Here is a 12,957-nt window from a genome sequence, read left to right on the forward strand (position 1 = left end):
CGGGTCAGCTCCCCGCCTGCTGGATGGCTTTGACGATCTTGACGTAGCAGCCGCAGCGGCAGATGTTGCCGCTCATCCACTCCCGGATCTCCTCCGGAGACCCGGTGTGACCCTCCTGCATGCAGCCGAGGCCGGACATGATCTGCCCGGGGGTGCAGTACCCGCACTGGAACGCGTCCTGGTCGACGAACGCCTGCTGCAGCGGGTGCAGCGGCCCGTCGTCGCCGGGGGACAGGCCTTCGACGGTGGTGACCTGCGCGCCGTCCAGCCGCACCGCCAGGGTCAGGCAGCCGTTGACCCGCCGGCCGTCGACGAGAACCGTGCACGCGCCGCAAGCACCGGCGTCGCACCCCTTCTTCGTCCCGGTCAGCCCGAAGTGCTCCCGCAGCAGGTCCAGCAGCGAGGTCCGGTTGTCCACGGTCACCGTGCGCCGGGTTCCGTTGACGGTCAGGGAAACCCGGCTGCTCGACGCGTCGGCAGCGGCGGCGGTTTCGGCGCCCAGCAGCGCCGGTCCGGCCACGGCGGCGGCGCCGCTCACGGCCGAGGCGGCGATGAACGTCCGCCGGGAGAGGGCCGCAGGCGGCTCTTCGGCGCTGTCCGGTGGCTGGGGATTTTCGGAGACCATGGGGGCGAGCACACCAGGTGCCCGCGCGGGACGGGAGTCACTGGCAGGGGGTGTACCGGCAGTACCTCGTAACGCAGGTGGATGATCGGTATCTTGGTCGGTCGGCCCGGTCAGCACGGTACGGCGACCTCCTCCTTTTCGTGGTCGAGGCCCGTCGGCTTCGTGCGGCGGGAGCGGACGGCCAGTGCGGTGAGGGGCAGCAGGGTGAGGGCGGCGGTGATCGCCCCGACCAGGGGTGGTCCGGTCACCCCGAGCGAGTCCAAGGCCGTCCCCGCGACGGCGGTTCCGGCGGCGATGCCGGTGTTGAAGGCCGACGTGCTCAGCGCGGAGGTCAGGGTGGGCGCGTCACCGGCGTAGCGGACGGCAAGCGCCGTGACGACCGGGTTGACCGTGAACCCGGTCAAGGCCATCAGGAACACGAGGACGACGGCCACGCCGGGACTGGTGGACAGGGGGATCAGCAGGAACAGGACCACGGCGGTGACCGCGGCCGCGGTGATCGTGGTCGCCATCGGGTGCCGGTCGCCGAGGCGGCCGCCGGCGGTGGTGCCGCCGAGGGCGCCGGCGCCGAAGGCGATGAGGGCGAGCGGGACGGCGCCGGCCGGGATGCCGGCGCGGCCGGTCAGCAGCGGGGTGGGGTAGCTGTAGGCGGCCAGGACGCCGCCCATGATCAGCATCGCGGCGGCGAGGGCCAGCCACAGCCGGCCCTGGCGCAGCGCCCGGAGTTCGGCTCGGACGGAGACCTCGGCGCGCTGCTCGCCGGTGGGGATGAACCGGCCGACGACCGCGGCGGCCAGCGCCGAGAGCGCCGCCAGCGCCCAGAACGGGCCGCGCCACCCGGTGACCTGGCCCGCGAAGGCGCCGATCGGCACGCCGACGACGTTCGCCAGGGTCAAGCCGCCCATCATGACGCCGATGGCGCGCGTCGAGTTCCGCGGGCCGGCCGCGGCGGTGGCGACGACGAAGCCGACCGACCAGAACGCCCCGGTGGCCAGCGCGGTGACGACGCGGGCGGCGAGGATGATGGCGAAGGACCCGCTGAGGGCCGCGACGACGTGCCCGAGGCTGAACACGGCCAGTGCCAGGACGAGCGTCCGGCGCTGGGGCAGCCGCAGGGTGGCCAGGGCCATGGTGGGTGAGCCGATGATCATGCCGATGGCGAAGGCGGTGATCAGCAGGCCGGCCTGCGAGACGCTGACGCCGAGGTCGCCGGCCAGTTCCGGCAGCAGGCCGGCGATCACGAACTCGGTGGTTCCCATCAGGAACGTGCCGGCGGCGAGCACCCGGACGACGGCGGGCAACCGGCCGGGAGTGGTCCCGGTGTGCATGGTGGTTCTCCTCGGGTTGCCGGCCGCGGGCCGCACCGTCGTCGCTGCGGCCCGGGCCGGGTGTGGTTCGGTTCAGGGGGTGAGCAGGGCCTTGATGGCGCGGCGCTCGTCCATGGCCCGGTAGCCCTCGGCGACCTGCTCCAGGGGCAGGGTGAGGTCGAAGACCTTGCCGGGGTCGATGCGGCCGCCGAGGACCCGGTCGATCAGGTCGGGCAGGAAGCGGCGCACGGGCGCCGGGCCGCCGCGCAGGCCGACGTGGGAGAAGAACAGCTCTTCCCCGGCGATCTGCACGTCGTGCGGGACGCCGACGAAGCCGACGTTGCCGCCGGGCCGGGTGGCGTGCAGGGCCTGCTGCATGGACTCGGCCGTGCCGACGCATTCCAGCACCGCGTCGGCGCCGATGCCGCCGGTGAGGTCCTTGATGCGGGCCACGCCGTCGTCGCCGCGTTCGGTGACGATGTCGGTGGCGCCGAACCCGGTGGCCAGTTTCTGCCGGGATTCGTGGCGGCTCATGGCGATGACGCGCTCGGCGCCGAGTTCTTTGGCCGCGATGACGCCGCACAGCCCGACCGCGCCGTCACCGACGACGACGGCGGTGTCGCCGGGCTTCACCTCGGCGGCGAGGGCGGCGTACCAGCCGGTGCCCATGACGTCGGACACGGCGAGCAGGCTGGGCAGGAACTCCTCGTCCGGGTGCTCGGCGGTGGCGACCAGGGTGCCCTGGGCGTGGGGGATGCGGACGTAGCCGGCCTGGCACGTGCTCATGAACTCGCGGTGCAGGCACGAGGACTGCCAGCCGTTGCGGCAGTTCGCGCAGGTGTTGTCGGAGGTGGCGAAGGAGCCGACCACGAACTGGCCGGGCTTGACCGCGGTCACCTCGCTGCCGACGTCTTCGACGATGCCGACGTACTCGTGTCCCATCGGGTGCGGGTCGCCGATCGGTTCGAGGCCGCGGTAGGGCCACAGGTCCGAGCCGCACACGCAGGTGAGGACGGTGCGGATGATCGCGTCGGTCGGCTGCTCGATCTTCGGGTCGTCGAGCTGTTCGAAACGCACGTCGCCGGGGGCGTGGATGACAGCTCCGCGCATGGTGGACTCCTCGCACAGTGGACGGTGGCGGGACCGGACGGCCCCTGCGTCCAGGCAACCGCTCTTTCGCGCCGCGGGCGAGTCACTGACGGAGGGTGTACCGGTAGTGCACCCCACCGTGTGGGTTACGCCGGCGAACCGGGGTGCGCGGACCGGCCACTGTCCACAGCGGAGTGCTCGGACTCCTGTGTCGCCGCCCAGGACGAGAGCAACCGCAGTGCCTCGTCCGACGGTGAGCCGGGCTCCGCGGTGTAGACCGTGAGGGTGAGTCCGGGTTCGGCGGCCAGTTCAAGGCCTTCGTAGGCGAGGGTGAGCGTCCCGACCACGGGGTGGTGGAAGGTCTTCGACCCGCTGCCGTGGTGGCGGACGTTGTGCGCGCCCCACCGTGTGCGGAACTCCTCGCTGCGGGTCGACAGTTCCCCGACCAGGTCGTGCAGGCCTTTGTCGTGCGGATTGCGGCCGGCTTCGATGTGCAGGATCTCGACGCAGACGTCGGCGAAGGAGCTCCAGTCCGGGTAGAACCGGTGCGACGCCGGGTCCAGGAACTGGAACCGGGCGATGTTCGGCGGCTGCTGCGGGCTCGCGTACACCTCGGAGTAGAACGCCCGCGCCAGCCGGTTCGCCGCCAGCAGGTCCATCCGTCCGTTCCGGACGAACGCCGGTCCGTCGGTGACCGCGTCGAGGACCCATTGCAGGCTGCGGCGCGGGGTCCAGTGCTTGCTCTTCGCCCGCCGGCGCAGGATCGCGCTGGTGCCGTCGGCGGCGCGGGCGAGGGCGAGCAAATGGGCCCGCTCGGCGTCGTCGAGCTGCAGAGCCCGGGCCACCGCGTCCAGCACGGACGGCGAGACACCCGCGAGGTTCCCCCGTTCGAGCTTCGCGTAGTACTCGACGCTGACATCGGCCAGCATGGCGACCTCACTGCGGCGCAGACCCGGCACCCGGCGGTTGCTCCCGGTGGGCAGCCCGGCCTGCTCCGGGGTGATCTTGGCGCGCCGCGAGACGAGGAACTCGCGGACTTCCTGACGATTGTCCACCTCATCACCATAGGTCTGCCCAGCTGGGGGAAGGGTGCTCTGCCAGTACACCTTTCGGGAGAACCTCCCGACACCCGCGAGCCTCTGGTTCCCTGGGAAGCGACAAGCCCGGCTGATTCGTGAGGCCGGCCTTCAACGTGAACCGACCGGGAGGTCTGGTGATCCTCAGCCGCGCGGTCCCGGCGACCGTTCTGCTGGCCGCGGTGGCCTGCAGCGCCGGAACACCGCCGTCGCCGGCACCTCAGGCGCCCTCGACGACCCCCGCCCCCACGACCGGAAGCAGTACCACCGTGAACATCCGCCTCACCGCCGACGGACGCGCCGTCGACGCGACGCTGAACGACAGCGCGGCCGCTCGCGACTTCGCCGCCCTGCTCCCGCTCACCCTGAACCTGAGCGACTTCCACGAGACGGAGCGGATCTCCGACCTGCCCCGGCCCCTCTCCACCGCCGGTGCTCCGCGAAGCGCCGAACCGAAAGCCGGCGATCTCGCTTTCTACGCCCCCTGGGGCAATCTGGCCATCTACTACCGCAACGCTCCCCGCGCGGACGGCGTGGTCATCCTCGGCCGCCTGGCCGAAGGCGGCGCCGAGGTGCTCGCCACGGCCGGCCGGGTCACCATCGAACGCTGAACGGCAACTGTACGGCTTGTCACGGCCGGCGTGCGCTTGCGCGAGTACCTCCGTGCGCCACCGTCCCCATGGGCCGTCCACAGAGGACGCTGGGCGGCCGGGCGCTGTCGGTCACCCGTCAGCTCGATCGAGCCACGCCTGCCCGACTCGGACCAGCGGCCTCTCCAGGCCCGTGCGATCGCCTGCCCGCAGGAAGCCAACGAGGAATGGGTCCGCCCCCGCCGTTTCGTCCGGGCCTCGACGGGTATGCGGAATGCCTCCGACGGAGAGGCGACCCCATGGCGACCGAAAGCCCCGGACCCGAGATCGAGCTGCGGGTCGACGGCACCGAGCACCGGCTGGCGGTGGATCCGCGACGCACGCTGCTGGACCTGATCCGCGACCAGCTGGGTGAGCCGGTCGCGAAGAAGGGCTGCGACCACGGCCAGTGCGGCGCCTGCACCGTCCTCGTCGGCGGCCGCCGGGTGCTGTCCTGCCTGATCCTCGCCGTGACCTGCGACGGCGCGGACGTCACGACGGCGGCCGGCCTGGCCCGCGACGGCGACCTGCACCCGATCCAGCAGGCGTTCCTCGACAACGACGCGTTCCAGTGCGGGTACTGCACGCCGGGGCAGGTCTGCTCGGCCGCCGGGCTGCTGGCCGAGTTCGCCGACGGCGCGCCCAGCCACGTCACGTCGCCGGTCAGCGCCGCGCCGCAGTGGTCCGATGCGGAGATCGCCGAACGGATGAGCGGCAACCTCTGCCGCTGCGGGGCCTACGCCGGGATCGTCGCCGCCGTCCGGGCGTCGCGATGAAGACCTTCACCTTCGCCAAGCCGGCCACGGTGGCCGAGGCCGTGCGGGCGGTGGCGGGGACGCCGGACGCGGTGTTCCTGGGTGGCGGCACGAACCTGGTCGATCACCTCAAGCTGGGGGTGGCGCGGCCGGGCCGGGTCGTCGACGTCACCGGCGTGCTGGCCCAGGAGATCCGCGAGGACGGCGGTGGCCTGTACATCGGCGCCGGGGTCCGCAACAGCGACCTGGCCGCCCACCTCGCGGTCCGCGAACGCTACCCCGTATTGGCTGAAGCGCTGTTGTCCGGTGCGTCGGCGCAGCTGCGCAACATGGCCACGACCGGCGGGAACCCGGTGCAGCGCACGCGGTGCCTGTACTTCCAGGACGTCACGACGCCGTGCAACAAGCGCGAACCCGGGTCCGGGTGCTCGGCGATCGGCGGGGCTACCCGTCAGCACGCGATCCTCGGCGCGTCCGAGGGGTGCGTGGCCACGCACCCGTCCGACCTGGCGGTCGCGCTGGCGGTCCTCGACGCCCGGGTGCACGTCGCCGGACCCGGCGGGGAGCGCGAGATCGCGTTCACCGAGCTGCACCGGCTGCCCGGCGACCACCCGGAACGCGACACCGTGCTCGAGCACGGCGAGCTGATCACCGGCTTCACCCTGCCCGCCGTGCCGTGGTCGCGGCGCTCGGCCTACCGCAAGGTCCGCGACCGGGCGTCGTACGCGTTCGCGCTGGTTTCGGTTGCGGCCGGAGTGTCCCTGGTGGACGGGATGATCGACGACGTCCGCGTCGCGTTCGGCGGGGTCGCGCACAAACCCTGGCGGGCCACCGAAGCGGAAGCCGTGCTGCGCGGCGCCCGGCCGGGGGAAGAGGTGTTCCGTGCCGCCGCGGACGCCGAGCTGGCCGGCGCCCGCGCGCTCGAGGGCGTCGACGGCGGCAACGCGTTCAAGATCCCGCTCGCGCGCCGCACCCTCGCCGCGGTGCTGCGCGAGCTGACGACCGAGGAGCCGAAGCGATGACCGAGCTGCTCGAACCGCACGCCATCGGCACCCCGGCCACCCGCCGCGACGGCCCGGCCAAGGTCACCGGCACCGCGCCGTACGCCTTCGAAGCCCCGGCCGACCGGCCGCTGTACTGCCACCCGGTGCAGGCCACGATCGCCCGGGGCCGCTGCGCCCGGATCGCCACCGTGGCGGCGGAGTCCGTCGAAGGTGTCGCGCGCGTCCTCACGCCGTTCACTGCCGAGCGGCTGGCGAGCACGGACGACGCCGAACTCGCCGTGCTGCAGGACCCCGAGGTGCCCTTCCGCGGCCACGTCGTCGCGCTGGTGCTCGCCGAGACCCCGGAGACCGCCCGCCACGCCGCGGAGCTGGTGGAGGTCGAGTACGAAACCGAGCCCCACGACGTCGAGCTGGACGCCGGCCGGTCCGACCTGTACGCGCCGGACTCGGTGAACCCGGACTTCCCGACCGACACCGCGCAGGGTGACGCCGACGCCGAGCTCGGCCGGGCGGAGGTGACCGTCGAAGAGACGTACACGACGGCGATGCAGCACAACAACCCGCTGGAGCCGCACGCGACGACCGCGTTGTGGGACAACGGAACCCTCAGCCTGTGGGACTCCACCCAGGGTGTCCACCCGGTGCGTTCGACGATCGCCGAGGTGTTCGGGCTGCCCACGGAGAATGTCCGGGTCCGCTGCCCGTACGTCGGCGGCGGGTTCGGCTCGAAGGGCACGCCGCACGCGAACGTCGTGCTCGCCGCGATGGCCGCGCGCGCGGTGCCCGGCCGCCCGGTCAAACTCGCGCTGACCCGGCAGCAGATGTTCGCCCTCGCCGGGTACCGCACGCCGACCATCCAGCGGGTCCGGCTCGGCGCCGACGGCGACGGGCGCCTGCGCGCGCTGCGGGTCGACGTCGTCGAGCAGACGTCCCGGATCAAGGAGTTCGCCGAACAGACCGCGGTGCCGGCGCGGATGATGTACGCGGTGCCGAACCGGGCCACCAGTCACCGGCTGGCCGCGCTGGACGTGCCGGTGCCGTCGTGGATGCGGGCGCCGGGGGAGTGCCCGGGGATGTTCGGGCCCGAGGTCGCGATGGACGAACTCGCCGTGGCGCTGGGCATGGACCCGATCGAGCTGCGGGTGCGCAACGAACCCGACGTCGACCCGGAAAACGGGCGGCCGTTCTCCAGCCGCAACCTCGTCGCCTGCCTGCGCACCGGCGCCGAGCGCTTCGGCTGGGCCGGCCGGGATCCGCGGCCGGGGGTCCGCCGGGACGGCCGGTGGCTGACCGGGACCGGCGTCGCGGCGTCGGTGTACCCGGCGAAACGCTCGCCCGGCTCCACCGCGCTGATCCGGTTCGAAGGCGGCCGGTACGTCGTGGAGATCGGTGCCGCCGACCTCGGGACGGGCGCCTGGACGATCCTGCCGCAGATCGCCGCCGACGCCCTCGGCGTGCCTGCGTCGGACGTCGAGGCGCGCATCGGCGACACCGGCTATCCGAAGGCGACCGTGGCCGGTGGCTCGTCGGGCACCGCCTCCTGGGGCACGGCGATCGTCGCCGCGGCGAAGGCGTTCCGAGACAAGTTCGGCGCCGACCCGGGCGAGGGCGCCGAAGCCACCGCGGACACCCCGGAGAACCCCGCCGAGGAGCAGTACTCGATGTACGCGTTCGGCGCGCAGTTCGCCGAAGTCCGGGTGGACGCCGACACCGGTGAGATCCGCGTCCCGCGGCTGTGGGGCACGTTCGCGGCCGGCCGGATCGTCAACCCGGTGACCGCCCGCTCGCAGCTCCTCGGCGGGATGACCATGGGGTTGTCGATGGCGTTGTTCGAGGACAGCGTCCTGGACCCGCGCACCGGGCACGTCGTCAACCACGACCTGGCCGAGTACCACGTCGCCACCAACGCCGACGTCGGTGACCTGCGCGCGGACTGGCTCGACGAGCACGACCCGCACGTGAACCCGATGGGTACCAAGGGAATCGGCGAGATCGGCATCGTCGGCACCGCCGCGGCGGTCGCGAACGCGGTGTACCACGCGACCGGCGTCCGGGTGCGGAAGCTGCCGATCACCCTCGACGCGCTGCTGCCCGCGCTGCCCTGACCGCGCTCCACGCGTGTACCTGCGGTGAGGCCGGGTACGCGGATGGCTTCCGACCGGAGGAGGAAGCAGTGAAGGCAGTCGTCTGGCACGGCGTCGGGGACATCCGCATCGACGAGGTGCCCGATCCGAAGATCCTCGAGCCCAGTGACGCGATCGTCCGCATCACCCGCAGCGCGATCTGCGGCACCGATCTGCACCTGGTCCGGGGCACGATGCCGGGCATGCAGCCGGGGACGATCCTGGGTCACGAGGCCGTCGGGGTGGTGGAGGAGGTCGGCCCGGCCGTCCGCGGCTTCTCCCCGGGTGACCGGGTGGTGGTGACCTCGACCATCGGGTGCGGCACGTGCTCGTACTGCCGCGCCGGGTACTTCGCCCAGTGCGACACCGCGAACCCGAACGGGCCGTCGGCCGGGACGTCGTTCTTCGGCGGCCCGGAGACGACCGGCCCGGTGGACGGTCTGCAGGCGGAGTACGCGCGGATCCCGTTCGCGATGACGACGCTGGTTCGGGTTCCGGACGTGGTGAGCGACGACCAGGCGATCCTGGTGTCGGACATCTTCCCGACCGCGTGGTTCGGTGCCCGGCTGGCCGAAGTCGGCCAGGGCGACAGCGTGCTGGTGCTGGGCGCCGGCGTGGTCGGGCAGTTCGCGATCGCCTCGGCCAAGCGGCAGGGCGCGGGCCGGGTGTTCGTCGTCGACGGGCTGCCGTCACGGCTGGACAAAGCGCGTGCGCAGAACGCCGAAACCGTCGACTTCAACCGTGAGGATCCGGTCGCGGTGGTGCGGGAACTGACCGGCGGGATCGGGGTGGATCGGGTGATCGACGCGGTCGGCGTGGACGCCCAGCGGCCGTCGGGCGGGCCCGCGGCCGAGCAGCTCGCGCAGCAGGCGGAGCAGTTCGGGCAGGAGCAGGCGCAGGCCGCGCCGGAGGCGTCGCCGTCAGGGGAGCAGTGGGTGCCCGGGAACGCGCCGAGCCTGGCGGTGCGGTGGGCGGTGGAGGCCGTCGCGAAGGCGGGCACCATCGGCGTGATCGGCGTCTACCCGCCCGGCTTCGACCGCTTCCCGCTCGGGGACGCGATGAACCGCAACCTCACGATCAAGCTGGGCAACTGCAACCACCGCCGGTACGTGCCGCGGCTGCTCGGCATGGTCGCCTCCGGGGCGGTCGACCCGCTGGCGTTCATCACCCAGCACGAGGAGCCGGCGAACGCGATCGAGGCGTACGAGACGTTCGACCGGCGCGAAGAGGGCTGGCTCAAGACCGTCCTCGACGTGTCGGCCTGAGAGCCCCTGTTCACAGCTGTGGCCGGCTTTGTTCTTCCCGGACCGTCACCCACTGCCAGCGGGTGAACTCGTCGAGGTTGACGAAGGAACCGAACCGGCTGCTGCCGCCGGATTCGCCGATCCCGCCGAAGGGTGCGACGGTTTCGTCGTTGACCGTCTGGTCGTTGACGTGCACCATCCCGGCGTGCAGCCGGTCGCCGACCGCGCGGGCGCGAGCGGCGGCTCCACTGTGGACTCCGGCGACGAGCCCGTAGGGCGTGGCGTTGGCCAGGCGGACGGCTTCGTCGTCGTCGCTGAACGTGGTGACGACGGCGACCGGGCCGAAGATCTCTTCGGTGAACGCCGGCATGTCGGGGGTGACGCCGGCGAGCACGGTCGGGCGGACGAACAGCCCGTCGTGACGGCCGCCGGCGGCGACCTTCGCGCCCGCGTCGACCGACCGCTGGACGACGGATTCGATGTGGTCGGCCTGGCTGGAGTTGATGACCGGGCCCAGGTCGACGTCTTCGCGGGGGTCGCCGACGCGCAGCCCGTCGGCGATGCGGGCGAGTTCGTCGACGTAGGCGCCGGCGATCTTTTCGGCGACGAGGTGGCGGCCGACGGCCATGCAGACCTGACCCTGGTGGACGAAGCTGCCGAACGCGCCGGCGGCCGCGGCGGCCGGGACGTCGGCGTCGTCGAGCACCACGAACGCGTTGTTGCCGCCCAGTTCGGACACGAACTTCTTGAACCCGCCGGCCGCCGCCTTGGCCAGTTCGCGCCCGACCGGGGTCGAGCCGGTGAAGGAGATCATGTCGATGTGCGGGTCTTCGGCGACGGCGTTGCCGAGCTCGCTGCCCTTGCCCGGCAGCATGTGCAGCACGCCCGGGGGCAGGCCGGCCTCTTCGAAGAGCCGGGCGATGACGACGCCGCAGCAGATCGCGGTGTCGCTGGCGGGCTTGAGCACGACGGCATTGCCGGTCGCCAGGGCCGGGGCGACCGACCGCATGGCCAGGATGAGCGGGAAGTTCCACGGCGCGATCACCGCGACCACGCCGAAGGGGACGCGCCGGGCGATGCTGGTGCGGCCCTCCTGGGTGGTGGGCAGCAGCGTGCCCCACGGCGCACTCGTCAGCGACGCGGCCTCGTGCAGCTCGTCGAGGGTGAGGTTCAGTTCGAGTTCGACGGCGGTGGCCGTTTTCCCGGCTTCGCGGGTGAGCCAGCCGGCGATCTCGTCGCGGTGCTGTTCGAACAGGGCCGCGGCGCGGCGCAGGACGGCGGCGCGTTCCCGGTAGCCGGCGTGTGCCCAGTTCTGCGCGCTTTCGGCCGCGGCGGCCGCGGAGCGGGCGAGGTCCTCGGCGGTGGCCGTGCCGACCTGGCCGAGTTCGTCGCCGGTGGCGGGTTCGGTCGAGGTCGTGGTTCCGCCGGTGCGCGTCCATTCGCCGGTGAACACCCGGCCGGACCAGTGTTCGCGTTCGTCGAGCAGTCCCACGTGCTGTTCCCCTTCAGTCGGCGATGCCCTTGGCCTGGTCGATGTAGGTCTGCCGCTCCGGGGTCACGCGCAGGATGACGCGCTCGGACTTGATGTTGTCCGGCGGGTAGTCCTCGCCGGTGTACTTGCGGGAGAGCCGGTCGACCTGGCGGCGGGCCCGTTCGCCGTTCTCGACGCCGGTCACCTTGCCGCGGACTTCGGCGTAGCGGTAGGGGTTGGCTTCGTCGCGGATGAGCACGGTGATCCGCGGGTCGCGGGCGACGTTGTGGGCCTTCACGCGATGGGTTTCGGTGTTGAGCACGATTTCGCCGTCCTCGACGTCGACCCAGATCATCTGCGTCTGCAGCCGCCCGCTGGGCAGGACGGTGGTGACCGCGGCGAAGTTCTTGCCCGTGGCCAGTTCCTCGGTCTCGGGCAGCAGTTCCGGGCCATCGGCGGTGCGTGCGGGCACGGCGGCTCCTTCCGATCGGACGCGGCGCGCACTACGCCACGCCGGGCGGCTACCCGGACGAGCGAGTGGCAAACGGAAGTCGTTTCCCCGCTCCGCTGCCGGGTACGCGGACCAGATGTCTGTCCAAGCTGTGGTGATGACGGAATTCGGTGGCCCTGACGTCCTGACGCTGCGAGAGGTCGACCGGCCGGAACCGGGACCGGGGGAGATCCTGGTCCGGGTGTTCGCGTCCGGGACCAACCCGGTGGAGGCGAAGATCCGGCAGGGGGTGGCGATCCCGGACCTCGAACTGCCCGCGGTCCTGGGCGGCGACGTCTCCGGCGTCGTCGAGGCGGTGGGCCCCGGCGTGACCGAGTTCGCCAAGGGCGACGAGGTGTTCTACACCCCGGAAATGGCGGGCAGGCTCGGCAGCTACACCGAGCTGAACGTCGTGGCCGCGGCCATCGCCGCGCCCAAGCCACGCGGGCTCAGCCACATCGAAGCGGCGGCGATCCCGCTGGCCGGCGGCACGGCGTGGGAGGCGATCGTCCGGCGGCTGGCGGTCCGTCCCGGGGAGACGGTGCTGGTGCACGCCGGCGCGGGCGGGGTGGGCACCTTCGCCGTGCAGTTCGCGATCGCCGCGGGCGCCCGGGTGCTGGCCACGGCGGGGCCGGGCAACCAGGACCTGCTGCGCGACCTCGGCGCCGAGCCGATCGACTACCACGAAGCCGACCCGGTCGAGGTGGCGTTGGCACACACCGGCGGCACAGGCGTCGACGCCGTGCTGGACCTCGTCGGCGGGGAGAACCTCGTCAAGAGCTGCGCGGCGACCCGCGCGTTCGGCCGGATCGCCACGGTGCTGCCGCCCAAGGGGGAACTGAGCCCGCTGTACCAGCGGAACCAGCAGCTACACGGGATCATGCTCACCCGGGAACGCCGGCGGCTGGAAGAGCTGACCCCGGTGTTCGAACGCCGCCAGGCCCGGCCGGTCGTCGACGAGGTCCTGCCGCTGGACCAGGTGCGCGAAGCGCACGAGCGGCTCGATTCCGGGCACGGCCGCGGGAAAACGATCCTCGACCTCACCTGATCGGGGGTTACCGCGGGGTGCGTCGGGCAACGCGGGGTACCCGACGCACCCGGTGGACTTCAGCGAGGCGGAGCCCGTCGTGGCTCACGGCGGGCG

The 12,957-nt window shown here is 72.5% G+C and carries 12 protein-coding genes; 6 read left to right on the forward strand and 6 right to left on the reverse strand.

Features of this window, described 5'->3' with window-relative positions; genetic code table 11:
• Nucleotides 1-4: 4 nt before the first annotated feature.
• The 4 genes from AB0J55_RS01185 to AB0J55_RS01200 all read right to left on the reverse strand — a co-directional run bounded on the left by AB0J55_RS01185 (nt 5) and on the right by AB0J55_RS01200 (nt 4,076).
• The gene (locus AB0J55_RS01185) at nt 5-625 is read right to left on the reverse strand and encodes a (2Fe-2S)-binding protein (RefSeq protein ID WP_364240992.1); all 621 of its coding nucleotides are present in this window, start codon (nt 623-625) and stop codon (nt 5-7) included.
• A gap of 110 nt (nt 626-735) precedes the next feature.
• A complete protein-coding gene (locus AB0J55_RS01190) occupies nt 736-1,953 on the reverse strand; it encodes an MFS transporter (RefSeq protein ID WP_364240995.1) in 1,218 nt (405 codons plus the stop codon).
• Nucleotides 1,954-2,025: 72 nt separating this feature from the next.
• Nucleotides 2,026-3,042, reverse strand: a complete 1,017-nt coding sequence (locus AB0J55_RS01195) for a zinc-dependent alcohol dehydrogenase family protein (RefSeq protein ID WP_364240998.1) — start codon at nt 3,040-3,042, stop codon at nt 2,026-2,028.
• A 125-nt stretch (nt 3,043-3,167) separates the two neighbouring features.
• A complete protein-coding gene (locus tag AB0J55_RS01200) occupies nt 3,168-4,076 on the reverse strand; it encodes a helix-turn-helix transcriptional regulator (protein WP_364241001.1) in 909 nt (302 codons plus the stop codon).
• Nucleotides 4,077-4,366: 290 nt separating this feature from the next.
• On the opposite strand from AB0J55_RS01200, the gene AB0J55_RS01205 reads away from it, so the two are divergent.
• The 5 genes from AB0J55_RS01205 to AB0J55_RS01225 all read left to right on the forward strand — a co-directional run bounded on the left by AB0J55_RS01205 (nt 4,367) and on the right by AB0J55_RS01225 (nt 9,873).
• Nucleotides 4,367-4,708, forward strand: a complete 342-nt coding sequence (locus AB0J55_RS01205) for a cyclophilin-like fold protein (RefSeq protein WP_364241004.1) — start codon at nt 4,367-4,369, stop codon at nt 4,706-4,708.
• A gap of 278 nt (nt 4,709-4,986) precedes the next feature.
• Nucleotides 4,987-5,502, forward strand: a complete 516-nt coding sequence (locus AB0J55_RS01210; protein ID WP_364241007.1) for a (2Fe-2S)-binding protein — start codon at nt 4,987-4,989, stop codon at nt 5,500-5,502.
• Nucleotides 5,499-6,503, forward strand: coding sequence for a xanthine dehydrogenase family protein subunit M (locus AB0J55_RS01215; protein ID WP_364241010.1), 1,005 nt, complete (start codon nt 5,499-5,501; stop codon nt 6,501-6,503). Before AB0J55_RS01210 ends, AB0J55_RS01215 begins: the two co-directional genes overlap by 4 nt.
• A complete protein-coding gene (locus AB0J55_RS01220; protein ID WP_364241013.1) occupies nt 6,500-8,590 on the forward strand; it encodes a xanthine dehydrogenase family protein molybdopterin-binding subunit in 2,091 nt (696 codons plus the stop codon). Before AB0J55_RS01215 ends, AB0J55_RS01220 begins: the two co-directional genes overlap by 4 nt.
• Nucleotides 8,591-8,658: 68 nt before the next feature.
• Complete coding sequence (locus AB0J55_RS01225) at nt 8,659-9,873, forward strand: zinc-dependent alcohol dehydrogenase (RefSeq protein ID WP_364241016.1); 1,215 nt, start codon at nt 8,659-8,661, stop codon at nt 9,871-9,873.
• A 10-nt stretch (nt 9,874-9,883) separates the two neighbouring features.
• On the opposite strand, the gene AB0J55_RS01230 is transcribed toward AB0J55_RS01225, so the two are convergent.
• Together AB0J55_RS01230 and AB0J55_RS01235 are read right to left on the reverse strand one after the other, a co-directional pair.
• Nucleotides 9,884-11,344, reverse strand: a complete 1,461-nt coding sequence (locus AB0J55_RS01230) for an aldehyde dehydrogenase family protein (RefSeq protein WP_364241019.1) — start codon at nt 11,342-11,344, stop codon at nt 9,884-9,886.
• A gap of 13 nt (nt 11,345-11,357) precedes the next feature.
• Nucleotides 11,358-11,795: a PPOX class F420-dependent oxidoreductase gene (locus tag AB0J55_RS01235; RefSeq protein ID WP_364241022.1), complete on the reverse strand. Its 438-nt coding sequence runs from the start codon at nt 11,793-11,795 to the stop codon at nt 11,358-11,360.
• Between the two features lie 136 nt (nt 11,796-11,931).
• Between AB0J55_RS01235 and AB0J55_RS01240 the strand changes: the two genes are divergently transcribed.
• The gene (locus AB0J55_RS01240; RefSeq protein WP_364241025.1) at nt 11,932-12,861 is read left to right on the forward strand and encodes a zinc-binding dehydrogenase; all 930 of its coding nucleotides are present in this window, start codon (nt 11,932-11,934) and stop codon (nt 12,859-12,861) included.
• Nucleotides 12,862-12,957: the final 96 nt, after the last annotated feature.

Source organism: Amycolatopsis sp. NPDC049688, assembly GCF_040674975.1.
GTDB lineage: Bacteria > Actinomycetota > Actinomycetes > Mycobacteriales > Pseudonocardiaceae > Amycolatopsis.

What these genes read in the sequence shown, in the direction of transcription:
- AB0J55_RS01240 (WP_364241025.1), top strand. Translation starts at nt 11,932, where the DNA reads ATGACGGAATTCGGTGGCCCTGACGTCCTGACGCTGCGAGAGGTCGAC.
- AB0J55_RS01215 (WP_364241010.1), top strand. Translation starts at nt 5,499, where the DNA reads ATGAAGACCTTCACCTTCGCCAAGCCGGCCACGGTGGCCGAGGCCGTG.
- AB0J55_RS01220 (WP_364241013.1), top strand. Translation starts at nt 6,500, where the DNA reads ATGACCGAGCTGCTCGAACCGCACGCCATCGGCACCCCGGCCACCCGC.
- AB0J55_RS01210 (WP_364241007.1), top strand. Translation starts at nt 4,987, where the DNA reads ATGGCGACCGAAAGCCCCGGACCCGAGATCGAGCTGCGGGTCGACGGC.
- AB0J55_RS01185 (WP_364240992.1), bottom strand. Translation starts at nt 625, where the DNA reads ATGGTCTCCGAAAATCCCCAGCCACCGGACAGCGCCGAAGAGCCGCCT.
- AB0J55_RS01195 (WP_364240998.1), bottom strand. Translation starts at nt 3,042, where the DNA reads ATGCGCGGAGCTGTCATCCACGCCCCCGGCGACGTGCGTTTCGAACAG.
- AB0J55_RS01190 (WP_364240995.1), bottom strand. Translation starts at nt 1,953, where the DNA reads ATGCACACCGGGACCACTCCCGGCCGGTTGCCCGCCGTCGTCCGGGTG.